This window comes from Sphingobium sp. FW306-1B-F04DB, assembly GCF_058781925.1.
The window spans coordinates 59,777-85,641 of the sequence record NZ_JBYSXE010000003.1 but is presented as its reverse complement, the minus strand read 5'-3'; the positions used below and the strand labels follow the sequence as shown (position 1 = coordinate 85,641).

General features: G+C 65.9%; 22 protein-coding genes and 1 tRNA gene. 19 read left to right on the top strand and 4 right to left on the bottom strand.

From position 1 onward, the window contains the following. Window positions 1-66: 66 nt before the first annotated feature. The 17 genes from AC3WJD_RS03315 (at window position 67) to AC3WJD_RS03235 (ending at window position 19,207) form a co-directional block, all read left to right on the top strand. Entirely contained in the window at window positions 67-597 is a 531-nt protein-coding gene (locus AC3WJD_RS03315; protein ID WP_492744486.1) for a CarD family transcriptional regulator, read from the top strand. A 123-nt stretch (window positions 598-720) separates the two neighbouring features. Continuing rightward, window positions 721-1,470 (top strand): head GIN domain-containing protein, encoded by a 750-nt coding sequence (locus AC3WJD_RS03310; protein ID WP_492744484.1) that lies wholly within the window; start codon window positions 721-723, stop codon window positions 1,468-1,470. A gap of 64 nt (window positions 1,471-1,534) precedes the next feature. Further along, window positions 1,535-2,239, top strand: a complete 705-nt coding sequence (locus AC3WJD_RS03305; protein ID WP_492744482.1) for a head GIN domain-containing protein — start codon at window positions 1,535-1,537, stop codon at window positions 2,237-2,239. 47 nt (window positions 2,240-2,286) lie between these two features. Continuing rightward, window positions 2,287-3,483, top strand: coding sequence for a CoA transferase (locus AC3WJD_RS03300; protein WP_492744480.1), 1,197 nt, complete (start codon window positions 2,287-2,289; stop codon window positions 3,481-3,483). A gap of 13 nt (window positions 3,484-3,496) precedes the next feature. Next, window positions 3,497-4,726: an acetyl-CoA C-acetyltransferase gene (locus AC3WJD_RS03295; RefSeq protein WP_492744479.1), complete on the top strand. Its 1,230-nt coding sequence runs from the start codon at window positions 3,497-3,499 to the stop codon at window positions 4,724-4,726. Between the two features lie 2 nt (window positions 4,727-4,728). Beyond that, entirely contained in the window at window positions 4,729-6,324 is a 1,596-nt protein-coding gene (locus AC3WJD_RS03290) for an acyl-CoA dehydrogenase family protein (RefSeq protein WP_492744477.1), read from the top strand. Beyond that, on the top strand, window positions 6,324-7,172 hold the full coding sequence (locus AC3WJD_RS03285; RefSeq protein WP_492744476.1) for an HTD2 family dehydratase: 849 nt from the start codon (window positions 6,324-6,326) through the stop codon (window positions 7,170-7,172). The genes AC3WJD_RS03290 and AC3WJD_RS03285 overlap by 1 nt, the downstream gene beginning before the upstream one ends. Before the next feature lie 93 nt (window positions 7,173-7,265). Further along, a complete protein-coding gene (locus AC3WJD_RS03280) occupies window positions 7,266-7,847 on the top strand; it encodes an ANTAR domain-containing response regulator (protein WP_492744590.1) in 582 nt (193 codons plus the stop codon). Then, window positions 7,844-9,043 (top strand): ABC transporter substrate-binding protein, encoded by a 1,200-nt coding sequence (locus AC3WJD_RS03275; RefSeq protein WP_492744474.1) that lies wholly within the window; start codon window positions 7,844-7,846, stop codon window positions 9,041-9,043. Before AC3WJD_RS03280 ends, AC3WJD_RS03275 begins: the two co-directional genes overlap by 4 nt. A 285-nt stretch (window positions 9,044-9,328) precedes the next feature. Continuing rightward, window positions 9,329-10,537, top strand: a complete 1,209-nt coding sequence (locus AC3WJD_RS03270; RefSeq protein WP_492744472.1) for an MFS transporter — start codon at window positions 9,329-9,331, stop codon at window positions 10,535-10,537. Next, the gene (locus tag AC3WJD_RS03265) at window positions 10,537-11,730 is read left to right on the top strand and encodes an alginate export family protein (protein ID WP_492744471.1); all 1,194 of its coding nucleotides are present in this window, start codon (window positions 10,537-10,539) and stop codon (window positions 11,728-11,730) included. The genes AC3WJD_RS03270 and AC3WJD_RS03265 overlap by 1 nt, the downstream gene beginning before the upstream one ends. Before the next feature lie 9 nt (window positions 11,731-11,739). Continuing rightward, window positions 11,740-14,220 (top strand): nitrite reductase large subunit NirB, encoded by a 2,481-nt coding sequence (gene nirB / locus AC3WJD_RS03260; RefSeq protein WP_492744469.1) that lies wholly within the window; start codon window positions 11,740-11,742, stop codon window positions 14,218-14,220. Further along, window positions 14,217-14,555 carry a nitrite reductase small subunit NirD gene (nirD, locus tag AC3WJD_RS03255; RefSeq protein WP_492744467.1) on the top strand — a complete coding sequence of 113 codons (339 nt, stop codon included), beginning with the start codon at window positions 14,217-14,219 and terminating at the stop codon, window positions 14,553-14,555. Before nirB ends, nirD begins: the two co-directional genes overlap by 4 nt. Window position 14,556: 1 nt before the next feature. Continuing rightward, the gene (locus tag AC3WJD_RS03250; protein ID WP_492744465.1) at window positions 14,557-17,160 is read left to right on the top strand and encodes a molybdopterin-dependent oxidoreductase; all 2,604 of its coding nucleotides are present in this window, start codon (window positions 14,557-14,559) and stop codon (window positions 17,158-17,160) included. Next, a complete protein-coding gene (gene cobA / locus AC3WJD_RS03245) occupies window positions 17,153-17,932 on the top strand; it encodes a uroporphyrinogen-III C-methyltransferase (RefSeq protein WP_492744464.1) in 780 nt (259 codons plus the stop codon). Before AC3WJD_RS03250 ends, cobA begins: the two co-directional genes overlap by 8 nt. Window positions 17,933-18,063: 131 nt before the next feature. Continuing rightward, entirely contained in the window at window positions 18,064-18,210 is a 147-nt protein-coding gene (locus AC3WJD_RS03240) for a lmo0937 family membrane protein (protein ID WP_492744462.1), read from the top strand. A gap of 853 nt (window positions 18,211-19,063) precedes the next feature. Further along, on the top strand, window positions 19,064-19,207 hold the full coding sequence (locus tag AC3WJD_RS03235; RefSeq protein WP_492744461.1) for an EamA family transporter: 144 nt from the start codon (window positions 19,064-19,066) through the stop codon (window positions 19,205-19,207). Window positions 19,208-19,242: 35 nt separating this feature from the next. Here AC3WJD_RS03235 and AC3WJD_RS03230 read toward each other — a convergent pair whose 3' ends face one another. Both AC3WJD_RS03230 and AC3WJD_RS03225 read right to left on the bottom strand, forming a co-directional pair. Continuing rightward, on the bottom strand, window positions 19,243-20,553 hold the full coding sequence (locus AC3WJD_RS03230; protein ID WP_492744459.1) for an epoxide hydrolase family protein: 1,311 nt from the start codon (window positions 20,551-20,553) through the stop codon (window positions 19,243-19,245). A gap of 10 nt (window positions 20,554-20,563) precedes the next feature. Further along, window positions 20,564-21,184, bottom strand: coding sequence for a cysteine hydrolase family protein (locus AC3WJD_RS03225; RefSeq protein WP_492744458.1), 621 nt, complete (start codon window positions 21,182-21,184; stop codon window positions 20,564-20,566). Between the two features lie 130 nt (window positions 21,185-21,314). Here AC3WJD_RS03225 and AC3WJD_RS03220 point away from each other — a divergent pair, with 130 nt between their 5' ends. Then, window positions 21,315-22,211 (top strand): LysR family transcriptional regulator, encoded by an 897-nt coding sequence (locus AC3WJD_RS03220; RefSeq protein WP_492744456.1) that lies wholly within the window; start codon window positions 21,315-21,317, stop codon window positions 22,209-22,211. 81 nt (window positions 22,212-22,292) lie between these two features. Here AC3WJD_RS03220 and AC3WJD_RS03215 read toward each other — a convergent pair. Beyond that, window positions 22,293-22,385, bottom strand: a tRNA-Ser gene (locus AC3WJD_RS03215). 190 nt (window positions 22,386-22,575) lie between these two features. Between AC3WJD_RS03215 and AC3WJD_RS03210 the strand changes: the two genes are divergently transcribed. Next, window positions 22,576-23,337: a DUF1134 domain-containing protein gene (locus AC3WJD_RS03210; RefSeq protein WP_492744454.1), complete on the top strand. Its 762-nt coding sequence runs from the start codon at window positions 22,576-22,578 to the stop codon at window positions 23,335-23,337. 61 nt (window positions 23,338-23,398) lie between these two features. Here the strand turns inward: AC3WJD_RS03210 and AC3WJD_RS03205 are convergent, their stop codons facing one another. Beyond that, window positions 23,399-25,762 (bottom strand): TonB-dependent receptor, encoded by a 2,364-nt coding sequence (locus AC3WJD_RS03205; RefSeq protein ID WP_492744451.1) that lies wholly within the window; start codon window positions 25,760-25,762, stop codon window positions 23,399-23,401. Between the last annotated feature and the right edge of the window lie 103 nt (window positions 25,763-25,865).

Sequence of the window (25,865 nt, the reverse complement as noted above, 5' to 3'; positions counted from 1 at the left end):
TGACTTGCTTGGTCAGGGTGGCATGCCCATATCCGGTGATCTCCCCATGGAAAGGGCCACACCAACATGGCATCCAAGGCTTTGTCCTTCGACGTCGGCGATTATGTCGTTTACCCCAAGCATGGCGTTGGTCGCGTAATCGAGCTTCAGAGCACTGACATCGCTGGCATGCAGCTGGAACTGTATGTTCTGCGCTTTGAAAAGGAGCGGATGACGCTCCGCGTGCCGACCAACAAGGCCGAAAGCGTCGGCATGCGCAAGCTGTCGTCGGACAAGACGCTCAAGGAAGCGATGGATACGCTCAAGGGCAAGCCCAAGGTCAAGCGCACCATGTGGTCGCGCCGCGCCCAGGAGTACGAAGCCAAGATCAATTCGGGCGACCTCGTCTCGATCGCGGAGGTGGTACGCGACCTGTTCCGCGCCGACGACCAGCCCGAGCAGAGCTATTCGGAACGTCAGATCTTCGAAGCCGCAACCAGCCGCCTCGCGCGTGAGCTTGCCGCGATGGAAGAGACCGACGAGGCGGGCGCGCAGGTGAAGATCCTCGAGATCCTCAACAAGGCGGCGCCGCTCCACGCCAAGGAAAAAGCCGAGTAAGCGGATCGCATCCGCACCTTGGCTCCGAAAAGGGCGGTCCGCGAGGGCCGCCTTTTTTGTGCCGGGGGTGGACGGCGATGGTAGCTTGCTGTATTACACATACAATACAGTGGGAGCCCGATCATGCGCATCCTTATCCTTGTTCCGTCGCTGCTCATCGCCACCGCCTGTTCGGCCGAAGCCGATAATGGCACGCCGCTGAGCGGCGTCAAAGGCAGCCGCGCCTTCGCGGCCTCAGGCTTCGACGCGGTGTCGCTGCGTGGACCCGACAATGTCGTCGTCAAGGTCGGTGGCGCCGAATCGGTGAATGCGGTGGGCGATCAGGCGATCCTCGACCGGCTCGAGATCGAGGTGGTCGATGGCACGCTGCGCGTCGGCCGCAAGAAAAGGAACGGCTTCGGCTGGGGCAGTGAAAAGGGCGCGGTGACCGTGACGGTCACGCTGCCCGTGCTCAAAGGCGCGAACATAGCGGGCTCGGGCGACATGGACGTCGATCGAGTCGAGGCGCCCAAGTTCGACGCTTCGATCGCGGGTTCAGGCTCGCTCAACATCGCCGCACTGGCGGCCGACACGCTCGATCTGGCGATTGCGGGCTCGGGCGACACGCATATTGCGGCGGGCAAGGCCGACGCGCTCGACATCTCGATCGCAGGCTCGGGCAATCTCGACGCGCGTCAGCTCGCCGCACGTACCGCCGACATCTCGATCGCAGGCTCGGGCGGGGTCAAGGCTGGGGTGTCGGAACACGCCGACGTCTCGATCATCGGCTCGGGCGATGTCGACCTCTATGGCAACGCCAAATGCTCGGTCTCGAAGATCGGTTCGGGCGACGTCCGCTGCACCCCCGCTGCGTCCGACACGACGCGCGAATAGATCCCGCGGCATTGCCGCCGACGTCCCGCAATGCCACTATCGCCCTTGTCTGAGGGAGGATGGCATGGCGGGACCTGGGCGTTGGATCTTGGCTGCGGCGATGCTGCTGGGCGTGGCGCCCGCAGCGCAGGCAGCGGAACGCGGCTTCACCATCACCGATTTCGACCGCATCCGGGTCGACGGCCCCTATCGGGTCGAGATAGTCACGGGGCGCGGCACCAGCGCAAAGGCGAGCGGCGAACGCGAGGGCGTCGAGCGCGTATCGCTCGACGTCCAGGGGCGCACGCTCACGATACGGCCCGATCGCAGCATCTGGGGCGCCAACGGGGCCGCGCCAACGGGGCCGGTCACGATCACCATTGCTACGCGGGAACTGCGTACGGTGATGCTCTATGGCAGCGGCAGCGTCGCGATCGACCGCGCGCGCGGCGCGCGGCTCGAGCTGATCGTCCAGGGGTCGGGGCGGCTCGAAATCGCGCAGGTCGACACCGACCGGCTCGACATCGGCATGACGGGATCTGGTGCGGTGAGGCTTGCGGGCAGTGTCAGGCTGCTCAACGCGGTGGTGCGCGGGTCGGCGGCGCTCGACGGCGGCGCGCTGGTCGCCAATGATCTTGTGCTCAATACCGAAAGCGCCAGCGACGTGACGCTCGGCGCACGGACCAGCGCCAAGGTCCAGTCGACCGGCGCGGGCAATACCAGCATCGACGGCAATGCTGCCTGCACCATCACCGCAACGGGCGCGGGCATGGTGACGTGCGGGCACTGACGCGCGTGCTTCGCGAATTCCACGCTGCGACATAGGACGAGCGCACGGTGTACCATCTGCTCTCCGGCCTGTCGGTCATCGAGGCGTCGTCATTCGTCGCCGCACCCAGCGCGGGTCTCTATTGCGCGCAGCTTGGCGCCGAGGTGATCCGCGTCGACCAGATCGGCGGCGGTCCGGACTTCCATCGCTGGCCGGTGACCGCGAACAACGACTCGCTTTACTGGGAGAACCTCAACCGCGCGAAGAAATCGGTGGCGCTCGACCTCGGCCGGCCCGAAGGCCGCGAGCTGCTGCAGGCGCTCATCCGCGCGACCGGGCAGGTCATCACCAATTTCCCCGCAACGGGTTTCATGGCTCACGATGTGCTGGCGCAGGGCCGGCCCGATCTGGTGACAGTGCGCGTGATGGGCTGGGCCGACGGTTCGCCCGCGCTCGACTATACCGTCAACAATGCGGTCGGCTATCCGATGATGACCGGGGCGGGTCCTGAACCGGTCAACCATGTGCTCCCGGCATGGGACCTGCTGTCGGGCGCCTATGCCGCCTTTGCGCTGCTCGCCGCGCTCCAGCACCGCCGTGCCACCGGTGAGGGCAGCGAGGTGCGCATTCCGCTGTCGGACGTCGCGATCGGCACCGTGGCAAACCTCGGCGGGCTTGCCGAGGTCCTCTATTCGGGCGCAAACCGCGCGCGTCTCGGCAACGCCGTCTATGGCCTGTTCGGCCGCGACTTCGTGACGGCGGACGGTGAGCGGACGATGATCGTCGTCGTCACGCCGCGCCAATGGGCGAACCTCGTCGCGGCCCTGGGGCTCGGCGAGGCCATCGCGGCAATCGAGGCCGAACGCGGTGTCTCCTTCGCGCGCGACGACGGTCTGCGCTTCACCCACCGCGACGCGCTCTATCCGCTGTTCGAACGCGCCATCGCAGCCCGCACGCATAGCGATCTTGCCGCCGCCTTCGATGCCGGCGGGATCGTTCATTCGGCCTATCGCACCATGTATGACGCTGCGCAGGACCGCGCGCTGGTCGCCGAGAATCCGATCTTCGGCGCCACGGAGAACCCCAGCGGCTTTGCCTATCCCGCCGCGGGCGCCTTCGCGACCGTACCCCAGATGGAGCGGCAGGCACCCCGCCCCGCTCCGCGCAACGGCCAGCATTCGGAAGACGTGCTGGCCACGCGCCTGTCGCTTCCTTCGGGCGAGATCGCCCGCCTCATCGACGCCGGCATCGTCGGCACCGCCTGACCGGAGACCCAGCATGACCCTGCGCCGCGCCGCCATCGTCGCCCCCATCCGCACCGCCGTCGGCAAATTCGGCGGCAGCCTTGCCGGCCTCGATGCGGGGCAGCTCGGCGCTGTCGTGCTGAAGGCGCTGATCGAGCGCACGAAGATCGACCCGGCGCGTGTCGACGACGTCGTTTTCTCGCAAGGCTATGGCAATGGCGAAGCGCCCGCGATCGGTCACTGGTCCTGGCTCGCGGCGGGCCTCCCGATCGACGTACCGGGATATCAGCTCGACCGGCGCTGCGGGTCGGGCCTGCAGGCGATCGTCAATGCGGCGATGATGGTCCAGACGGGCATGTCGGACGTCGTCGTCGCGGGTGGCGTCGAATCCATGTCGAATGTCGAGCATTACAGCACCGATGTCCGCAAGGGCGTGCGGTCGGGCAATCTGGTGCTTCATGACCGGCTGACGCGCGGGCGCGTGATGTCGCAGCCGATCGAGCGCTTCGGCGTCATCAGCGGGATGATCGAAACAGCGGAAAATCTTGCCAAAGATTACGGCATCAGCCGCGAACAGGCCGACGCCTATGCGGTGCGCAGCCATCAGCGCGCCGCGGCCGCGTGGGACAAAGGGCTGTTCGACGACGAGCTGGTTCCCGTTGCGGTTCCGCAGCGCAAGGGCGAGCCTGTCCTCTTCGCCCGCGACGAAGGCTACCGCCCCGACGCGAGCATGGAAACGCTCGGCGCGCTCAAGCCGATCGAGGCGAAGACCATTCCGGGCGCGATCGTCACCGCGGGCAATGCGAGCCAGCAGAATGACGCCGCGGCCGCCTGCCTCGTCGTTGCCGAAGACAAGCTCGAGGAACTCGGCCTCGAACCCATCGCCTGGTTCCACAGCTGGGCGGCGGCGGGCTGCGACCCGAGCCGGATGGGCATCGGGCCGGTGCCCGCGGTTGAGCGACTGTTTACGCGCAGCGGTCTCGGCTGGCGCGACATCGACCTTGTCGAGCTCAACGAGGCCTTCGCGCCACAGGTTCTGGCGGTGCTCAAGGGCTGGGGGTGGTCAGAGGATGACGGCCGGAACGATATCCTCAACGTCAACGGCTCGGGCATCTCGCTCGGTCACCCGATCGGCGCGACGGGCGGGCGCATCCTCGCCAATCTGGCGCGCGAACTGGTGCGGCGCGGGGGACGCTATGGCCTCGAGACCGTGTGCATCGGCGGCGGTCAGGGTATCGCGGCAATCTTCGAGCGCGCCGCCTGACCATGACCGACCTCCGACCCGTTCTTCGGGCCGCGCAAGCATATCGCGCGGCGGCGCAGGCCGAACTGGCCGAACGACTGGCGAGCCGGCCGATCGACAGCGAACAGCGCGCCGCACATGGCTTTGCCTGGGTGGCGACGACCGTCGCCGCGCTCGAAGCGACGCTGGACTGGAACGACGCCGGCGAAGGCGCGAACGCCGTCGATGCGCTGGTGACGCAGCTCGCCTTTGCCGAAGCGGTTGCGCAGCTCGCGGGCGGGCTGCCGATGGGTCAGAACGAATTCTTCCGCCCCTCCGATCTGGGCGTGGGAATGGCAGCGCGAACGCTGGCCGATGCCTGCAGCGCGCTGCTCGATGTCGATCATGCCGCGATCCGCGCGAGACTCGCCGCCGCGCTGGCGGACGGCGATTGGCCGAGCGAAACGCTCCACGACACCGACCTCGATGCGATCCGCAACCAGTTCCGCCGCTTCACCGACAGCGAAATCATCCCCCATGCGCACGCGTGGCACCTCGCCAACGACCTGATCCCCGACGCGACCGTCCGGGCGATGGCCGAACTCGGCACTTTCGGTGTCTGCATTCCCGAAGAATATGGTGGCCTGGGCCTCGGCAAGCTCGTCATGTGCCTCGTCACCGAAGAACTTTCGCGCGGCTGGATCGGCACGGGATCGCTCGGCACGCGGTCGGAAATCGCGGGCGAGTTGATCGTGCTCGGCGGCACCGACGCGCAAAAATCATACTGGCTGCCGAAAATCGCCAGCGGAGAGATATTGCCCACCGCGGTCTTCACCGAACCCGATGTCGGATCGGACCTTGGCGCGCTGCAGACGCGCGCGCGGCGCGACACGAACGGCGCGTGGCTGATCGACGGCGCGAAGAACTGGATCACCCATGCCGCGCGCTCCGACCTGATGACCTTGCTCGCGCGGACCCTGCCCGATGCAAGAGGCTATGCAGGCCTCTCGATGCTGCTCGTGCCCAAGCCGCGCGGGACACAGGAAAACCCGTTTCCCGCCGAAGGGATGTCGGGAAGCGAGATCGAGGTGCTCGGCTATCGCGGGATGCGCGAATATGCACTCCAGTTCGATGCCATGCGCGCGCCCGCCGACGCGCTGCTTGGTGGCGAGGAGGGTCAGGGGTTCAAGCAGCTGATGCGCACCTTCGAAGGCGCGCGCATCCAGACCGCTGCGCGCGCCGTCGGCGTCGCCCGCCGCGCGCTGGAACTGGGCCTCGACTATGCGCTGAATCGCAGGCAGTTCGGCAGGGCGATCATCCATTTCCCGCGCGTCGCCGACAAGATCGCCATGAGCCTTGTGGATTTCGTCACCGCGCGCGAGCTGACCTATGCCGCAGCACGCGCCAAGGATTCGGGCAAGCGCTGCGATATCGAGGCGGGCATGGCAAAGCTGCTCGGCGCACGCGCCGCCTGGTCGAACGCCGACGCCAGCCTGCAGATCCACGGGGGCAACGGCTATGCGCTCGAATATGAGATCAGCCGCGTGCTGTGCGACGCGCGCATCCTCAACATCTTCGAAGGCGCGGCGGAAATCCAGGCGCAGGTCATCGCGCGTGGCATGATCGAGGGGCGCAACTGATGCGCGAATGGGATGCCTGGATCAGCCGGGAGGAGCTGCGCCGCGACCGCGTCGACGAAGGGCTGGTGGCGCGCTGGTGCGCCATGCTCGACCGCGAGCCCAGAGGAGACGGCGACGTTCCGCAGGGGCTCCACTGGTGCCTCTGCCTGCCCGAGGCGCCGACGGCGCGGCTGGGCGCGGACGGCCATCCGCTGCGCGAGGACAATGCCGACAGCTGGCTGCCCCCCATTGCCCTGCCGCGCCGCATGTGGGCGGCGAGCAAGGTCGAATTCCTCGCACCGCTGCGGTGCGGCGATCGCGTCAGCCGGGTGTCGCGAATCGCATCGATTGTCGAGAAGCACGGAGGCTCGGGCGTTCTGGTTTTCGTCGATCTGGTACACGAGACATCAACCGAAGCCGGCCCTGCGCTGCGCGAGACACAGACGATCGTCTATCGTCCGGCCGCCCCGGCTGCAGCGCCCGTACCGCCGCCGCCCGGCGACGCGAAATTCGATTGGACAGGCTGGGATGCCCACCGTCTCATCACGCCCTCGGAAGCATTGCTGTTCCGCTTTTCCGCGCTGACCTTCAACAGCCATCGCATTCACTACGACCTGCCCTATGCGGTACGGCAAGAGGGATATCGCGGGCTGATCGTCCAGGGTCCGCTCACCGCCACCTTGCTGCTCGATCTCGCGCAGCGACAGTTTGGCGACAATGGGCTGAAGCGCTTCGAATTTCGCGGCGTGTCCCCAGCCATCTGCGGCGAAGACGTGCACCTTGTGCTGCGCGGCGGCGATTCGTCGGCCGAACTCGCTGCCTATGCCGGCGATGGCCGGCAGGTCATGATCGCATCAGCGACGATCTGACCGATTACCTGGCAGCTTTGGCTGGCCTTTCAGAGACGGATTGACTTCCTCGACCGCACCCATAGCTTTGTTGCGTTGCAGCAGGAGGCGGAGCTGAAGATCGCGATTGTGGATGAAAGCCCCGCGCGCGCTGCAATCATCGAAGAAGGGCTGCGCGAGGCCGGGCTGAGCGACGTGGCGATTCTCGTCGAGCGCCGCGGGCTGGTGGCACGACTTGAGGCGCTGGCGCCCGATGTCGTGCTGATCAATCTCGAAAACCCGGGACGCGACATGCTCGAGGAGAGCTTCGCGCTGTCGCGCGCGCTGGCGCGGCCCATCGCGATGTTTGTCGACCAGTCCGACGAGCAGTCGATCGCCGAGGCCGTCGACGCGGGCATATCGGCCTATGTCGTCGACGGGCTGCGCAAGGATCGGATCAAGCCGATCCTCGAGCTTGCGGTGCGGCGCTTCAAGGCATTCTCGCGGCTTCAGGTCGAACTGGCCGAGGCGCGGTCGGCACTGGCCGAGCGCAAGGCGGTGGACCGGGCCAAGGCGCTGTTGATGAAGCGGCGCGGGATCGACGAGCCCGCCGCCTATGCCCTTCTGCGCAAGCAGGCGATGGACAGCGGGCGGAGGATCACGGATATCGCCGAGGCGCTGGTGACCGCCGACAAATTGCTGGGAGGCGAGTCATGAGTGTTTTCAGGATCGGCTTCCTGCCGCTGGTCGACGCCGTTCTGCCGATCGTGGCGCACGAGTTCGGGCTGGCCGCGGCCGAAGGCGTTTCGATCGAGCTGGTCAGGGATCCGAGCTGGGCGACGGTGCGTGACCGGCTGATCTACGGACAGACAGACGCCGCACATCTGCTGGCGCCGCTCGCGATCGCGACCTCGCTGGGGCTCGACCGGCCCGCGGTGCCGCTGGGCGCCCCCTTCATGCTCGGACTGAATGGCAATGCGGTGACGGTCAGTCCGCGCATAGCCGCGCTGCTCGGCGAAAATGCGATCGCCGATGTCGCGGCGACCGGGCGCGCGCTGGCTGAGGTTGCGCGGCGCGAAGCGTCGTCAGGCCGCAAACTGCGCTTCGCGGTGGTCCATCGCTATTCGAGCCATAATTACATGCTGCGCTACTGGCTGGCCGCCTCGGGTTGTGACCCCGATGCCGATGTCGAGATCGTAGTGGTTCCGCCTCCCTTCGTTGCCGACGCGCTCGGATCGGGCGAGATCGACGGATCCTGTGTCGGCGAGCCCTGGAACAGCGTCGCGGTCGAGCGCGGCGTTGGCATGATCGTCGCCGCGACCGCGCGTATCTGGAGCCGCGGTGTCGAGAAACTGCTGGCCTTCCGACGCGAGACCCTCGATCAGCGCGGCGACGAAGTGGCGGCATTGATCCGTGCGCTCCATGCCGCGGGGCGCGCGATCACCGAACCCGACCAACGCCGCGCGGTCGCTGACCTGCTGGCGCGCCCCGCCTATATCGATCAGCCCGCGGCGCTGATCGAGCGCGCGCTTTCCAATCAGATGGTGCTGGCAGAGGGTCAGATGCCGACGCGGATCGACGATTTCCTCGTCCTGCATCGCGAGGCCGCCAACTTCCCCTGGCGCAGCCAGGCGATGTGGCTCTACTCGCAGATGGTGCGCTGGGGTCATGCGACACTCGATTCGCAGGGCTTCGACGCTGCCGCAGCGGTCTTCCGCCCCGACATCTACCGTGCGGCACTCACCGGGACCGACGCCATATTGCCCGGCGCCAGCGCCAAGGTCGAAGGCGCAATCGAGCAGCCATTGGGGGCGCCCTCGGTGAGCGGACGATTGATCCTGGGGCCCGACCGCTTCTTCGACGGACGACGCTTCGACCCCGACCGCGCCGAGGCGTATCTGGCGCAGGGTTAGGCTGCACGGGTAAAAATGCTGCACCGCGCAAAAACCATCTTGCGCCGCAACACGAATCATGACAGCTTTCTGACATCCAGACGACGGAGTCCGGATACGAAATAACAGGGAGCGTCCAATGGCGGGCGCGACCTTTCGCGAAGCCCGCCATTGGGTGCTCGCGAGCAGGCAACGACGCCGCCCGAACCGGTCCTGACGACCGCGCTTCGAGGCGGCTTTTTTCATGCCCGAACGAATGGCGCGCTTCATCGCGCTGCCGCCCGTATCGGCTTGCGGAGCATTGGGATGAACAAGGGATTCTGGGCCGCTGGCCACCGACCGACATTGTTTGCGGCGTTTCTCTATTTCGACCTCGCCTTCATGGTCTGGGTGCTGCTCGGGCCGCTCGCGCCGTTCATTTCGCAGGATCTGGGCCTGAACGCGGCGCAAAAGGGCTTCATGGTCGCGGTGCCGACGCTCGCGGGCGCGGTGCTGAGGCTCGTCAACGGCCTGCTCGTCGACCGGATCGGCCCCAAGATGACGGGGGCGGTCGGGCAGCTGATCGTGATCGCCGGGCTCGGGACTGCCTGGGCGTTCGGGGTCAACAGCTTTGCCGGAACGATCGCGCTTGGCGTCGTGCTTGGTTTTGCGGGAGCAAGCTTCGCCGTGGCGTTGCCGCTCGCCAGCCGCTGGTATCCCGCCGAGCATCAGGGCACCGCGCTTGGCATCGCGGGAATGGGCAATTCGGGCACCGTGCTCGCGGCGCTCTTCGCGCCGGGGCTGGCCAAGGCGTTCGGCTGGAATGCCGTGCTCGGGCTCGCGGTGATCCCGCTCGCGATCACCTTCGTGATCTACATGGCGCTGGCCAAGGACGCGCCGGGTGCGCCCGCGCCCAAGCCACTCGCCGCCTATCTCGCGCCGCTCCGCCACGCCGACGCCTGGTGGTTCATGTTCTTCTACGGCGTCACCTTTGGGGGTTTCGTCGGGCTCGCTGCGTCCTTGAGCATCTACTTCACCGACCAGTTCGGACTGACCCCGGTGGTCGCTGGCTATTGCACTGCGGCTTGTGTGTTCGCGGGCTCGATGATCCGGCCTATGGGCGGCGCGCTTGCCGACCGGATCGGGGGAACGCGGACGCTGTCGCTGGTCTATGCGGTCGCCGCGGTCACACTTGCCGCCATCAGCATGGGCCCGACCACCGTCGCAATGGCGCTCGCGCTGTTCGTCGTCGCGATGCTGGCGCTGGGCGCGGGCAATGGCGCGGTCTTTCAGCTCGTGCCGCAGCGCTTCCGCGACGAGATCGGCGTGATGACCGGGCTGGTCGGTTTCGCGGGCGGTGTCGGCGGCTTCTATCTCGCCTCCTCGCTCGGTCTCGCCAAGCAACTCACGGGCAGCCCGCAATGGGGTTTCCTGATCTTCTCGGGGCTGGCGCTCGCGGCGCTCGCAAGCTTGACGCTCGTAAAGCAGAAGTGGCGCGCGACCTGGGGGGCAGAGCTCGCCGGAGCGCGGATCTGATGCGGGCCGCCCGCGCCCTCCTTCTCGCCGCCGGGTGCTTCGCCGTCCCGGTGGCGGCCGAAACCGGTCCCGAATTCAAGCCGCTCGTCGATGCCCGCCTGCGCTACGAAAATGTCGACCAGCAGGGCATCGCGCGCGAGGCCGATGCGGTGACCGCGCGGGTGCGTGCGGGCTTCGAATTGAGCCAGGGCGATTTCGCGCTGCTTGCCGAAAGCGAGGCAACGCTTGCGATCGTCGGCGACTATAACATCAGCACCAATGGGCGGACGCAGTTCCCGATGGTCGCCGATCCAGAGAATGTCGAGCTCAACCGGCTCCAGCTTCAGTATCGCGGGCTACCCCAGACCGTCGTGACGCTCGGCCGCCAGCGGATCAACCTCGACGATCAGCGTTTCGTGGGCAGCGTCGGTTGGCGGCAGAACGAACAGACCTTCGACGCGGTGCGGCTCGAAACCTCGGCGCTTGGCCCCGTGACGCTCGACCTTGCCTATGCGTGGTCTGACCGGACGATCTTCGGGATCGACAGCCCGATCCAGGCGATCTCGGGCGACAATGTCTTTGCAGGTGCCGGGGTGAAGCTGGGGCCGGTGACGGTCAAGGGCTTCGCCTATCTGGTCGATCAGGACGAGGCAGGGCGACGGCCGTTCTCCAGCCAGACCTATGGCGCGCGTGCGGCGGGCAGCGTGCCGCTGGGCAAAGTCGCGAAACTCAACCTCGTGGCAAGCTATGCCCGCCAGTCCGACTGGCAGGACAACCCCAACGACTATGCGGCGGACTATTGGCTGGGGGAGGCCGCGCTGCAGGCAAAGGGCTTCACGCTGACCGGCGGATACGAGGTGCTGGGCGCAGACGAGGGGGCGGCCTTCACCAGCTTCCAGACGCCGCTCGCCACGCTCCACAAGTTTCAGGGCTGGGCGGACAAGTTCCTGACGACGCCACCCAACGGCATTCGCGATCTCTATGCGAGCGCGGGCTGGGCCGCGCCCACGCTCAAGGGGCTGTCGCTGCTCGTCGCCTGGCACCGCTTCGAGAACGACCTGGTCGATCAGGATTACGGCACCGAATGGAATGCGCGGATCGGCTTCAAGCCCGCGAAGAAGCTCGCCGTGTTGCTCAAATATGCCGACTACGATGCCGAGGATTTCGCGACCGACACGCGCAAGCTCTGGCTCCAGCTCGATTATGTCCTGTGAGGAAGTGAGATGACCCACCCCATCAAGCGCGAGCATCTCGTCGTGATCGGCAACGGCATGGCCGGCTGCCGCGCGGTCGAGGAGATCCTGGCGCGCGATCCCGGCCGCTACCGGATCACGATCTTCGGCGCCGAGCCGCGCGTGAACTACAATCGCATCATGCTTTCGCCGCTGCTCGCGGGCGAGAAGAGCTTCGACGACATCGTGATCAACGATGCCGCGTGGTACGAGGACAACGGTATCACGCTGGTGGCCGGCGATGCCGTTGCCGCGATCGACCGCTCCGCCAAGACCGTGACCGCGACGTCGGGCGCGGAGACGGCCTATGACAAGCTGCTGATCGCGACGGGTTCCGATCCCTTCATCATTCCCATTCCGGGAAACGATCTGCCGGGCGTCGTCACCTTCCGCGACATGGACGATGTGGACGCCATGTTGCGCGCAGCCGATGCGGGTGGCGATGCGGTGGTGATCGGCGGTGGGCTGCTGGGGCTCGAAGCCGCGCATGGCCTGTCACTCAGGGGCATGAAGGTGACGGTCATCCACCTGATGTCGACACTCATGGAACGGCAGCTCGACGAAGCCGCCGGCTGGCTTCTCAAATCGGCATTGGAGGCGCGCGGGCAGACGATCCTGACCGGCGCCGACACCGCCGAAATCTTTGGAGAGGGGAAGATCGAGGGCATCAGGCTCAAGGACGGGCGCGAGATCCGGGCAAGCCTGGTGGTGATGGCAGTGGGCATCCGCCCCAATGTGGCGCTCGCGCGCGAGGCTGGCCTCGGCGTGGGACGCGGCATCCAGGTGGATGACCACATGGTCACATCAGACCCCGACATCCTCGCCGTCGGCGAGTGCGTGGAACATGACGGGCAGGTCTATGGCCTGGTCGCGCCCCTGTGGGACATGTGCCGCGCGCTCGCCGACGGGATGACCGAAGCGCCCAGCGGCTACAAGGGTTCGGTCACCTCGACCAAATTGAAGGTCGCGGGGCTCGACGTGTTCTCGGCGGGCGATTTCTCGGGGGGCGACGGGGCGGAGGACATCGTGCTGCGCGACGCATCGCGCGGCGTGTACAAGCGCGTGATCGTGAAAGAGGACCGCATTGTCGGCGCGGTGCTCTATGGCGATACTGCCGACGGCAACTGGTATTTCGACCTCCTGAAAAAGGGCGAGGACATCGCGCCCATTCGAGACGCGCTCATCTTCGGCCAGGCCTTCGCCCAGGGAGGGGGCGCGGCGGACCCTAAACTGGCCGTTGCGGCGCTTTCCGACGATGCGGAAATCTGCGGCTGCAACGGCGTCTCCAAGGGCAAGGTGGTGGCGGCGATCGAGGGCGGCGCATGCTCGCTCGACGCGGTCCGCAACTGTTCCAAGGCATCGGCTTCGTGCGGTTCCTGCACCGGGCTGGTCGAGACGCTGCTCGCGGTCACGCTCGGCGACGACTATTCGGGCGAGCGTGCGACGAAGACGATGTGCAAGTGCACCAGTTTCGGCCATGACGAGGTGCGCAAGCTCATCCTCGAGAAGGCGCTGAAGGCGATCCCGCAGGTGATGCAGGAGCTGCACTGGAGCACGCCCGATGGCTGCTCCTCCTGCCGCCCAGCGCTCAATTATTACCTGCTCTGCGCCTGGCCCGGAGATTATGTCGACGACCAGCAGAGCCGTTTCGTCAACGAGCGCATGCACGCCAACATCCAGAAGGACGGCACCTATTCGGTCGTCCCGCGCATGTGGGGCGGGCTCACCACCCCGCAGGAACTCCGCGCGATCGCCGATGTCGTCGAGAAATACAATGCGCCGATGGTGAAAGTCACCGGCGGGCAGCGGCTCGACATCTTCGGGATCAGGAAGGAAGACCTGCCCGCGGTCTGGGCCGATCTGAATGCCGCCGGCATGGTCTCGGGCCATGCCTATGGCAAGGCGCTGCGCACCGTGAAGACGTGCGTGGGCTCCGAATGGTGTCGCTTCGGGACGCAGGATTCGACGGGGCTCGGCGTCAAGCTGGAGCGCGGCTTCTGGGGAAGCTGGATGCCGCACAAGTTCAAGATGGCGGTTTCGGGCTGCCCGCGAAACTGCGCCGAAGCGACGATCAAGGATTTCGGCGTGGTCTGCCTGGACTCTGGCTACGAGCTTCATGTCGGCGGCAATGGCGGCATCCATGTCCGCGCAACGGACCTGCTCGCGAAGGTCGAGACCGAGCAGGAGGCGCTCCACTACGCCGCCGCCTTCGTCCAGCTGTACCGACAAGAGGCGCGCTATCTCGAACGCACTGCGCCGTGGATCGAACGCGTTGGCCTCGCTTATGTGAAGGAGCGCATCGTCGACGATACCGTGCTCCGCGACGAGCTCGCCGCGCGCTTCTGGCACAGCCAGCAATTCACGCAGGACGATCCCTGGGCCGAACGCGCCGTAGGCGGCGCTCGCGACCTCCTCCACCGTCCGCTCGCCGAAGTCCGACCCATCAAGGCACTCGAAGGAGCAGATGCATGACCACCCAATGGCTCGATGTCGGCGCGCTCCACGATATCCCGCTGCGTGGCGCGCGGACCGTGGCCGTCGCGGGCGGCGATGAAATCGCGGTGTTCCGCACCGGTGCGGGACGCGTCTACGCGCTCGTCAACAAATGCCCGCACAAGCATGGACCGCTCAGCCAGGGCATCGTGCATGGTGACAGCGTCGCATGCCCGCTGCACAACTGGGTGATCTCGCTGTCCACTGGTGAAGCGCAGGGCGCCGATGTCGGCCGCACGCCGATCATACCCGTGCAGATCAGAAGCGGCCGCGTGCTGATCTGCCGGGAGACGACGCTGAGGTTGGCGGCGTAGCATGAACGCGATCCGCACCACCTGCGCCTATTGTGGTGTCGGGTGCGGCATCTCCGCCACTCCGACGGGCGAACGCAGCGTCGAGATAACGGGCGATCCCGAGCATCCGGCCAATGCGGGCAAGCTCTGCTCCAAGGGCACGCATCTGGGCGAGACGGTCGCGCTGGAGGGGCGCCTACTTCATCCGATGATCGGTAATGCGCGAGCGAGTTGGGACAAGGCGCTTGACCTCGTCGCGCGCCGCTTTTCGGAGACGATCGCGCGCCACGGTCCCGACAGCGTCGCCTTCTACGTTTCGGGCCAGTTGCTCACCGAGGACTATTACGTCGCCAACAAGCTGATGAAGGGTTTTATCGGCTCGGCGAACATCGACACCAATTCACGCCTGTGCATGTCGAGCGCAGTCGCGGGGCATATCCGCGGCTTTGGCGAGGACGTCGTCCCCGCCAGCTATGAGGATCTCGATCAGGCCGACCTGTTCGTCCTTGTCGGATCCAACACCGCATGGTGCCACCCGATCGTCTATCAGCGCATTCAGGTCGCCCGCGCGGCACGCGGCGCGAAGCTGGTCGTGATCGACCCGCGCCGTACCGAGACATGCGAGGATGCCGATCTCCACCTTGCCTTGCGGCCCGGCACAGACGTCGCGCTGATGAACGGTTTGCTCGCGCATTGCCGGCGCGAGGGTCTGCTGGACGAGGCCTTTCTTGAGGCGAGCGTCAATGTTCCCGCCGGTTTCTGGGAGACGCTCGAAGAGGGTAGCGATCTGTGGTCGGTCGCGCGCACCTGCGACCTTACGCCCGCCGACCTCCAGCGCTTCTTCGACCTGTTCGCCGCGCACCCGCGCACGATCACGCTGTTCAGCCAGGGCATCAACCAGTCGCTGCGCGGCACCGATCAGGTGGGCGCAATCCTCAACCTCCATCTCGCGACGGGCCGGATCGCCAAGCCCGGCGCTGCGCCCTTCTCGATCACCGGCCAGCCCAACGCGATGGGCGGGCGCGAGGTGGGCGGACTCGCCTCGACGCTCGCCGCGCACATGGATTTCGCCCCCGACAATGTCGCACGCGTGGCACGCTTCTGGGGTGTGAAGACCGTCGCCGCCAAACCCGGCCTCAAGGCGGTGGATCTGTTCCGCAGCATCCGCGAGGGTCGCATCAAGGCGCTCTGGGTGATGGCGACCAATCCCGCGGTCAGCCTGCCCGATGCCAATATGGTCCGCGAGGCGCTCGCCGCCTGCCCCTTCGTCGTCGTCTCGGACTGCATCGCCGAAACCGACACCAGCCGCTACGCGCACGTGAAGCTGCCCGCGGCGGGCTGGAGCGAAAAGGACGGCACCGTCACCAATTCGGACCGCACGATCAGCCGCCAGCGCCCGATCCTCGCCACCCCCGGCGAGGCGAAGCCCGACTGGTGGATCATCACCGAGGTGGCGCGGCGCATGGGGTGGAAGACCGCCTTTTCCTACGATCGCCCTGCCGACATCTACCGCGAGCATGCGCGCCTTTCGGCCTATCAGAATGGCGGCGCGCGCATCTTCGACATCGGCCACCATGCCGCGATCGGCAATGCGGCCTATGAGGAAATGGTACCCTGGCGCTGGGGCGGCACGCCCTTCGCCGATGGCCGTTTCCCGACGCCCGACGGCCAGGCGCGGCTGGTCAAGGTCGCGCAAGGGCCGATTGCGCCGCCGCTCAAGGACTGGCCGATGACGCTCAACACCGGCCGCTACCGCGATCAATGGCACAGCATGACGCGCACCGGCCTGTCGCCGAAGCTCGCGCGGCATCGTCAGGAGCCGCTGATCGAGATCCATCCCGAAGACGCGGCCGAACTGGGCATCGAAGAGGGCGATCTTGCACGGGTCTCGACCGCGCAGGGCAGCAGCGTCTACCGCGCACAGATCGCGAACGGTCAGCGACGCAGCGAGGTGTTCGCACCGATCCACTGGACCGATCAGCAATCGACGGGCGGCCGCACGGGCCTTCTCCCCCGCCCCCTTGTCGATCCGCATTCGGGCCAGCCCGGCTTCAAGTCGACGCCCGTGCGTGTCGAGAAGCTCGCGGTCGAGTGGCGCGGCTTCCTCGTCACGCGCGAGGCACCCGCGCAGATCGACGCCGCCTATGCGACGCGGGTGCGCGTCCCGCAGGGCTGGCTGATCGAATTCTCGGGCAAGGGCGATGCCGCCGCATTCGCAAAAGCCCTGCTTCCCAGGGGCGAGCGTATCGAGGCGCGCGACGAAGCACGCGGCCAGATGCGGATAGCGGTGCTCGACCGGGGCCAGCTCAGGGCGGCGCTTTACGTCTCGCGCGCCGGAAACCTGCCGCAGCGCGACTGGCTGATCGGCCAGCTCGAAGCCGCCGAGGCCGAATCCGCAATGGCACTGCTCGCGGGCCGCCCCGCCAAACCCGCACCCGATCGCGGCGCGATCGTCTGCGTCTGCTTCGACGTCGGCATGAAGCAGATCATGGCCGCGATCACCGGCCAGGCGCTGACCAGTGTCGAGGCGGTGGGCGCGGCGTTATCGGCGGGCACCAATTGCGGATCGTGCCGCCCCGCGATCCAGCGGCTGATCGTGGATAGGAAGGAGGTAGCCAATGGCTGACGATCTGATCGCACCCGGCGAGGTCTGGCTGGTGGGCGCGGGTCCCGGCGATCCTGACCTGCTGACGCGCAAGGCCGAAAAGCTCATCCATGCCGCGAGTATCGTATTCTATGACGCGCTGGTCGGCCCCGGCGTTCTCGCGCTCGTGCCCGGCCACGTCCGCCGCGTGCCCGTCGGCAAGCGTTCCGGCCGGCATTCGAAGGATCAGGCGACGATCAACGACCTGCTCGTCGCCGCCGCGCTCGACCGCGAGCGCGTCGTCCGGCTGAAGGGCGGGGATCCGTCGATCTTCGGCCGCTCGGCCGAGGAGATGGCGAGCCTCGCAGAGCATGGCATCGCGGTGCGTATCTGTCCCGGCATCACCGCGGCCAGCGCCGCCGCCGCCAGCGCGGGCGTCTCGCTGACGCTGCGCGGCCTCGCGCGCCGGCTCCAGTTCGTCACCGCGCATCTGCGCCACGACGCGCCCCTGGCGCTCGACTGGAAGGCGCTCGCCGATCCCGAGGCGACGCTCGCGATCTATATGGGGCGCAGTGCGGCCGACACGGTATCGCGCCAGCTCATCGCCGCGGGTCTGGCGCCCGACACGCCCGTACTGCTTGCGGCCAATGTCAGCCTTCCCGGCGAGCAGCTGCTGCGAACGCGGCTCGATCTGATGGCGCTCGCGGCAAAGGCCATCGCAAGCGAGGCGCCCGCGCTCCTCCTGATCGGGCAGGCTGTGGCCGCGCGAAAGGCGGACCTGCGCCGATTGGCATCGACGGTGGCGATCGCCTAGCGCGATCGGGACGTTTTGGATGGACCGGGTTGGCGAAAGACAGACGGCAATCTACGGAACGATCGGCTGCGCCGCCTCGTTTGATTTTGGGAAGCCCCCCGCCCCCGGGAGGCGAATTGGGAGATCATTCGATGCTCTGGACGATCGTAATCATCCTCCTGGTTCTCTGGTTGCTTGGTTTTTCGTTTCACGTTGCCGGCGGGCTGATCCATATCCTGCTCGTTATCGCGATCATCGTGGGTCTGGTGCAGCTATTCTCAGGGCGCCGCTCGATCTAGGGGTGCGGCCAGTGAGAAGCGCCGCAAGCTGGATGCAGATCGAGCAGCATCCAGCGCCCGGCCGCGCCGAGCGTTCTACTGCCGAATGGTCTCTCGAAATGCACCAATTTGAGGCAGCGCCCAAGATCCGCACGAACTGGCATCTGCCATACGCGCTGGAAGAGAGGGGAAGGAACGCTAATCAGACAGCTGCGGCGGCGCCCTTCGATCGGTGACGCTGACCCCCTTGCCGCCGGCGCGCTTCATCTCGACCGCAAGCGCCCGCTTGCCCAGGAAGATCCATTGGCTTGCAGATACGAGAAATCTTCTGCGGACGGTCGGAAGCTCTGCCTCTTGCGCATGACACATGCACTCATGCGCGTGCGCCCAGCATTCATCGCTCGTTCGCATCTTATGCACAACGCGCTGTTTGCAAGAATCCCACTTCTGTCCGGGATTCTTCGAACTGAGCCTCTTTGGCGGCAGCGCGATATCGACTCGCAAATTTCAGATGCAGCTTGGCGACCGCTTGATCGCTCGAGTTTTCCGACGCGTGAATGCACTCGCGCATACGTCGTTCAAAATATTCGCCATTGTCGCTGACGCACATTGTTGCCTCCATACCGACAAGCGGCAGCAATCGATGTGCTGTCAGCCGACGCTGTGCTTGCAAGCCCCTCGCGTCGGTGCGGCAGTATAGACCGTTTCCATATCGATACCATCTGAATCGGCTTTGATCATCGATGGCAGCCTTTGCCCAGGTTGGCGACGGCTGCCGCATCGAATTTCGACAATCGCACATTGGCGGTGATGCAGACTCACTAGGCCGTGAACCTGGCCTGGAGCACCGGACGGTACCGTTTGGCGCCGGGTCATGAAGGCCGCCTCTGTCTATTACATTCCACCGGTCGTTGCCCTTGTGGTGGGATGGGAGTTTGCCGGCGAGACAATAACGATAGTCCAGGCCATCGGCGCAGCACTGGTCATGACAGGCATCTTCTATGCAAACCGGGATTGACGCTTCTTTCGTGTGCGTGGGGGGCAGCGGGAAGTTCAGCGCAGCGAGCGGAACGCCGCGCGGACCTCCTGGGTGAACAGCCGCGGCTGCTCCCAGGCCGCGAAGTGGCCGCCCTTGTCGGCCTGATGGAAATAGATGAGGTTGCGATAGGCCCGCCGCGCCCAGCTCTCCGGCGGGCTATAGACGTCTTCCGGGAAGACGGTGATCGCCACCGGCAGCGCGATGTCCGCGGTCTTCTGGGCGGCCGCGACAAGCGGACTGCGCCCCTTGTTCTCCCAGTATAGCCGGCCCGCCGAAGCGGCGCTGTTGGTCAGCCAGTAGAGCGTGAAGTCGTCGAGCACCTCATCGCGGGTCGGCGTTTTTTGCGGGTCGGTGCCATAGGCCCATTGGGCGAAGCCGGGATGCCCGAGCAGGAACGCTGCGAGAAAGGCCGGCGAGTCGGTGGCACCATATCCGATCGTCTGCGGGCGAGCGCCGAGGATCGTGATGTACGCCGAGTTCCCCTGTTTGGCGAAGTCGCGGAGCGCGTCGAATGTGGCGTGTTCCTGCTCGGAGAGGCCTGCCGGCGCTGGCCCGCCTGCGGCAAGCGCCGCTGCCACATCCGGCGGTACCGTCGCGGGCAGGTTGAGGTGGATGCCAAGCAGGCCTGCCGGGGCTTGGCGCGCCATCGCGCTGGTGATGGGCGCGCCCCAATCGCCGCCCTGCGCGACATAGCGTGTGTAGCCGAGGCGCTTCATAAGCTCCGCCCACACGCGCGCGATGTGTTCCGGGTCCCAACCCGGCCCCTTGGGCTTTCCGGAGAAGCCATAGCCGGGGATAGACGGGATCACGACGTCGAACGCGTCCGCGTCGCTGCCGCGATCGGCGGCGGGATTGGTGAGCGGGCCGATCACCTTGGTGAATTCGAACACCGATCCCGGCCAGCCATGCGTGATGAGCAGAGGCAAGGCGTTCGGGCGGCTGGAACGGACCCAGATGAAATGGATGTCCACGCCATCGAGATTGGTCATATATTGCGGCAAGGCATTCAGCCGTGCCTCGGCCCTGCGCCAGTCATATGTCGTTCCCCAATAGCGGACCAGCTCCTGCAGCTTGGTCAGCTGCGCACCCTGCGACGCGTCGGGAACCGTTTCGCTATCGGGCCAGCGGGTCGCGGCGATGCGGCGGCGCAGGTCGGTGAGCGCAGCTTCCGGCACATGGACCTGGAAGGAGCGGATCGCAGTTGCGGCGTGCGACGACGTGGCCGGCGGGGCGGTACCGGCACCGTCTATAGGAGCGGCGCTCGCGATCGGTGCGCAAGCGAATGCGATGGCCGCCGCAGCGGCCAGATAGGCGATCGTCTTCATGGTGATCTCTTCAGTTGAGGGCGGCGATGAGTTCGTCGGTGGTCAGGATGGCGTGCGCGAAAGTGGGGCCGTTGAGCTCGTGCGCGGCGTGCATCATCTCGCGCGAGAGGGCGGCGGTCGCGTCGCGCACCAGGGTCACATGGTAGCCGAGCTCGGCCGCGAAGCGCGCGGTGCATTCGACGCAGGTGTTGGCGAGCAGGCCGGCGAAGATCAGATGCGTGACGCCATGCTGTTTCAGCTGGAGATCGAGGTCGGTATTGGCGAACCCGCTCGAACCCCAGTGCTCGGCGACGACGATGTCGCCTTCCCTGGGTGCGAGGTCCGGGTGCCACTCGCCGCCCCACTCGCCGCGCGCGCAATGGTGCCCGTGCATGACAAGGCGCTGGTTGGGCGTGGGGTGGTCCCAGCCCTCATAGTCGCCCGGCATCCAGCGCCGATGCGGGACGAAGAACACCGGGATGCCGCAGGCACGCACGGCAGCGTCAAGCGCCTTCAGATGGTCGAGCAGGCCGACTTCGCTGGCGACAGGTGCGATCCGCGACCAGACCTTGCCCCCTTCCGACAGGAAGTCATTGTACGGATCGACCAGCAGATAGGCGGTGCGATCGAACGGGGTCTGTGGGTTCGACATGGGCGTCTCCGGTATTTCTGCAATGCCTGCCGACGAAAGGCTGGCTGGCCTTGGTACGCAGTATCTAGGCCCTTCCGGATTTCGCGAAGAGACGATAAATTCGATAGGTACCCTCCCACTGGTGGAAGGCATGGACCAGCTCGAAGCCATGACCATCCTGCTTGCCGCGGCGGACGCGGGAAGCCTTTCGGCCGCCAGCCGCCAGCTCCGTATTCCGCTTGCGACGGTCAGCCGACGCGTCTCGGAACTGGAGCAGCATCTCAACGTGCGGCTGTTGCTCCGCGGCAGTCGCAGGCTGACGCTTACCGATGCCGGGCGCTCCTATGTCGCGGCATGCCGGAGGATAGTGGAGGACATTGCGGAAGCCGATCGTATGGCAGCCGGCGAGTATCGGGCACCGCGGGGCGAGCTGATCATCAGCGTGCCCGAGGTGATGGGACGGACGCATGTATTGCCCGTCGCCGCCGAGTTTCTGCGCACCTATCCTGACATCCGAATGCGCGTCCTGCTGGAGGATCGGCGTGTGAGCCTGCTGGAGGAAAATATCGATCTGGCGTTACGTGTCGGCGATCTGCCTGACAGCAGCATGATCGCGCAGCGCGTCGGGTGGATCCGCCGCGCGCTCTGCGCCAGTCCTGCCTATCTGGAAGGCCGGAGCAGGCCACAGGTTCCCGCCGACCTGACGGGGCACGACTGCGTTGCCTATGAGGGATCGGTCGCCGCGAGGGATTGGGAGTTCCGTTCCGGAGGCGCTCTTCAGATAATTTCGATCCCGTCCCGGCTCGTCGTGAACACGATCGAGTCGGCAGTGGTCGCTGCGCTTGCAGGCGCCGGCATTGCCCGCGTGCTGTCGTACCAGATCGATGAACTGGTGAAATCGGGCTCGCTCGTGCGATTGCTGGAAGCATATGAGCCTGACCCGATGTCGGTCAGCCTCATCTATCCAAGTCAACGACACATGCCGCTGAAACTGCGTGCATTTCTGGATTTTTCGGTGCCGCGTCTCAAAGCGCGGCTGGAATTATGAAGTGCGGGACACACATCACGCTCAAAGCCGCAAAAATTCTCGGCTTTCGTGATTCAATACGGATGTGGAAGGATCAGGCGCTGGCGGAGACGGAGGGATTCGAACCCTCGGTACAGGATTTACCCGTACGACGGTTTAGCAAACCGTTGGTTTCAGCCACTCACCCACGTCTCCGGATGCTCGGCGAAGCGCGGCTATAGCGAGGCATTCGAGGCATATCAACAGCGCTATTGCGATTCGACACCCTCTTTTTTGCAGCAAGCCGACTCGGATGGCCGCAGGATCGACTCGGGTCGCCGCGCGGTTCATTGCCGGGTCATGTGTCAAGGCGCTATTCTTCGGCGCTATTAGCGGGGGTCGAAAGATGGTCAGGAATCAAGCACTCAACAGCCTTTTGATGGTGGCTGCACTGTCGACGGGGGCGGTGCCCGCATCGGCGCAGATCCGTTCGATCGATCCAAACGAGGCGATCGACGCCGATCTTGCGCCGGCGCCGCAAAACGGCGCGGAGCCCGAGTCGGCAGCCGAGACCACCGCGGATCCGGCGTCCGAGCCGGGCCTGCCGGTGAACAGCGAGCCGCTGCCGCCCGCGGCGACCGCAGCGCCCGCGCCGCCCGCGGGAACCAGCGCCTCGGCGCAGCAGGGCACCTATCGCAAGGGCGACCTGATCGGCGCCGCCGAGGGAGTCTTCGGCAAGGGCGCCGAGGGCCTTGCAGGCTTGATCGAGAATATCCTCAAGGACCAGGGCGAGCCCAATGCGTATATCACCGGCGAAGAGGCCTCGGGCGCGTTCGTCGTCGGGCTGCGCTATGGATCGGGCACGCTGCACCACAAGGTGGAGGGCAATCGCCCGGTCTACTGGACGGGGCCTTCGGTGGGGTTCGACGCGGGCGCCAATGCGTCCAAGAGCTTCGTGCTCGTCTATAATCTGCACGACAGCCAGGATCTTTATCGCCGCTACCCGCAGGGCGAGGGCGCGGGCTATTTCGTCGGCGGCTTCACCGCGAGCTATCTGCGCCGCGGCGATATCGTGCTGATCCCGGTGCGGCTGGGCGCGGGCCTCAGGCTGGGCGCCAATATCGGCTATATGAAGTTCAGCGAGAAGGGCCGCTGGCTGCCCTTCTGAAGTCGCTCAGGGACGAGAGCATGAAAAGGGCCGGCGGAGCGATCCGCCGGCCCTTTCTGCGTCAGAAGGTGACGCGCCCCGAAATGCCGTAGATGCGCGGCTCGTTGACCATGCCGGTCAGGTTGTTGAAGTCGATGCCGCTGACCGCCGAGACGTCGTTGGTGATGTTGCGGACGAAGCCCGCAATGTCCCAGCTGTCGGTCTTGTAGCCGATGCGAAGCCCGCCCTCGAGCATGTGCGAGTCCTGGAACTCGACCGATTCATAGAGGAAGAAGTTGATCTTCGAGCGATAGGCCCAGTCGGTATAGGCATAGATCTCGGCGTCGCCGACGGGGATCGCGTAGCGTGCGGTCCAGTTGGCGATCCAGCGCGGGCTCTGCGGCAGGCTGTTGCCGTCGATCGAGACGATCGCGGGCGAGAAGGGCGCCGCGGGCACCACGACCGGATCGAGCGGGGTGCAGAGCGACACGTTGGGGAAGGTGTCGGTGCGCACCGCGCCGCACGCTGCGGTGGTCAGGTCCGAATCCTGGATCTCGGTGTTGTTGTAGCTGAGCCCGAAGGTCAGCAACAGCTCGGGCACGGGCTTGAGCTCGGCATCCATCTCGAAGCCATAGCCGCGGACATTGTCCGCGTTGATCAGCCGGTTGGCGTTGACCCCGCCGCCGACCGCGGTCAGCTGCGCGTCGTTGAGATCATAGTAGAAGCCGTTGAGGTTGAACCGTCCACGGCCGTCGAGGAACGTCGCCTTGATCCCCGCCTCGTACGACTGGATCGTCTCCGAATCGCCGACGGTGACGCCCGATTCGAGCGGCGTCGCTGTCGCCGGCGGGAACAGGATACGCCCCTGGATGCTCGGCGCACGATAGCCCTTGGCGACACGCGCATAGAGGTTGATGTCGTCGGTTGCGGCGAAGTTCGCGCTGATGTCCCAGGTCAGGTTGTCATCCTCGACATGGCGCGTGACCGTGCCGAGCGGGAACTGCAGGAAGTCGGGAAACTGCGTGTCGCGCGTGCGGTTCACCACATAGTCGCGCTCGTCATTGTTGTAGCGCATGCCGCCCGTCAGGCTGAACTGGTCGGTGAACTTGTAGGTGACCGAGCCAAAGATGCCGTAGGCCTTGCTGTTCTGATGCTGGTCGACCGCGATGTTGACCCCGCCGGGCGGGTTCAGCGGATCGCCCAGCGTCGAGTAGTTCTCGCTGACGATGTCGAGATCTTCATCGAAATAGAAGAAGCCCGCCTGATAACTGAGTGCATTGTTGCCGTTGCTGGCGATGCGGATTTCCTGCGTGAACTGCTGGAGATTGGGAACGCTGTCGCGCGTCTCGGCGGTGAAGGGAATATAACCCGGGCCGGTGAGCGCAGGCGGCAGGAAGGATGCGCCGAAGCCGCCGTCGACATCGCCAACCGAGGTGGCATCGCCATCCCAGAAGCTGGTCACCGAGATCAGCGAAAGCGGGCCGAAATCATAGGTGATGTTGGCCGACAGGTTGTAGGTGTTGACCTCCTGCTCGTTCTGGCCGTCGGTCGCGACCTCGCCGCGCTTGAAGCCAGGCCGCAAACCCTTCTGCCCGCGTTCGAAGACATTGGCGCGGAACACGCGCGCGGTGCCGTCGAGCTGGCGCATCTGGCCCGAGAGCAGGATGTCGAGATTGTCGCTCGGCTTGAACAGGAACTGCAGGCGCGCCGCGAACTCGTCATAGCCCTCGAGCGCGTCCTTTTCGGGGGCGCTGGGATTGACGTTGTCGACCCAGTCATCCTGGCGCTGATAGAGGACCGAAAGGCGCGCCGACACCGCATCGCCCGCGAGCAGGCCGCCGATCGCGCCCTGCGCGGTCACCGCATTGTGGCTGCCATAGGACAGCTCGGCATAGCCGTTGAGATCACGACCCGGCTTGACCGAATCGAACTTGACGATGCCCGCGGGGGTGTTGCGCCCGAACAGCGTGCCCTGCGGGCCGCGCAGCACCTCCACGCGGTCGAGGTCGAATACCGGGAAGCCCTTGAGGATCGGGTTTTCGAGAACGACGTCGTCATAGACGAGGCTGACGGGCTGCGACGCGTTGAAATCGAAATCGGTGTTGCCGAGCCCGCGGATATAAAAGCGCGGGAAGGTGCGGCCGAACGAGGATTCGACCACAAGGCTCGGGATGCGTGCCGACAGGAAACGGATGTCCGCGCCGCCCGACGAGATCACGTCGAGCTTCTCGCCACCGACCGCGGTGACCGAGATGGGCACGTCCTGCAGATTTTCCTCGCGGCGCTGCGCGGTGACGACGATCACGTCGAGCCCGGCTTCCTCGGCCGCAGGCTCCTGCGACTCGGTGGTCTGCGCCATCGCCGTGCCGCTGGCGAGCATAAGTGCGAGCGCCGAGGCGCCGGTGCGAAGAAAGTAATCCAGATGCAAATTCTGAAGCTTGGCCATTATTTCCCCCTGATGGATAGCTGTTCAAGGCCTCCTGCCCGGCCAGCTCTTGGGCTGGTCCGGCGTCACATGCTCGTCACATAAAGCCAGTCTTGGGCTAAAC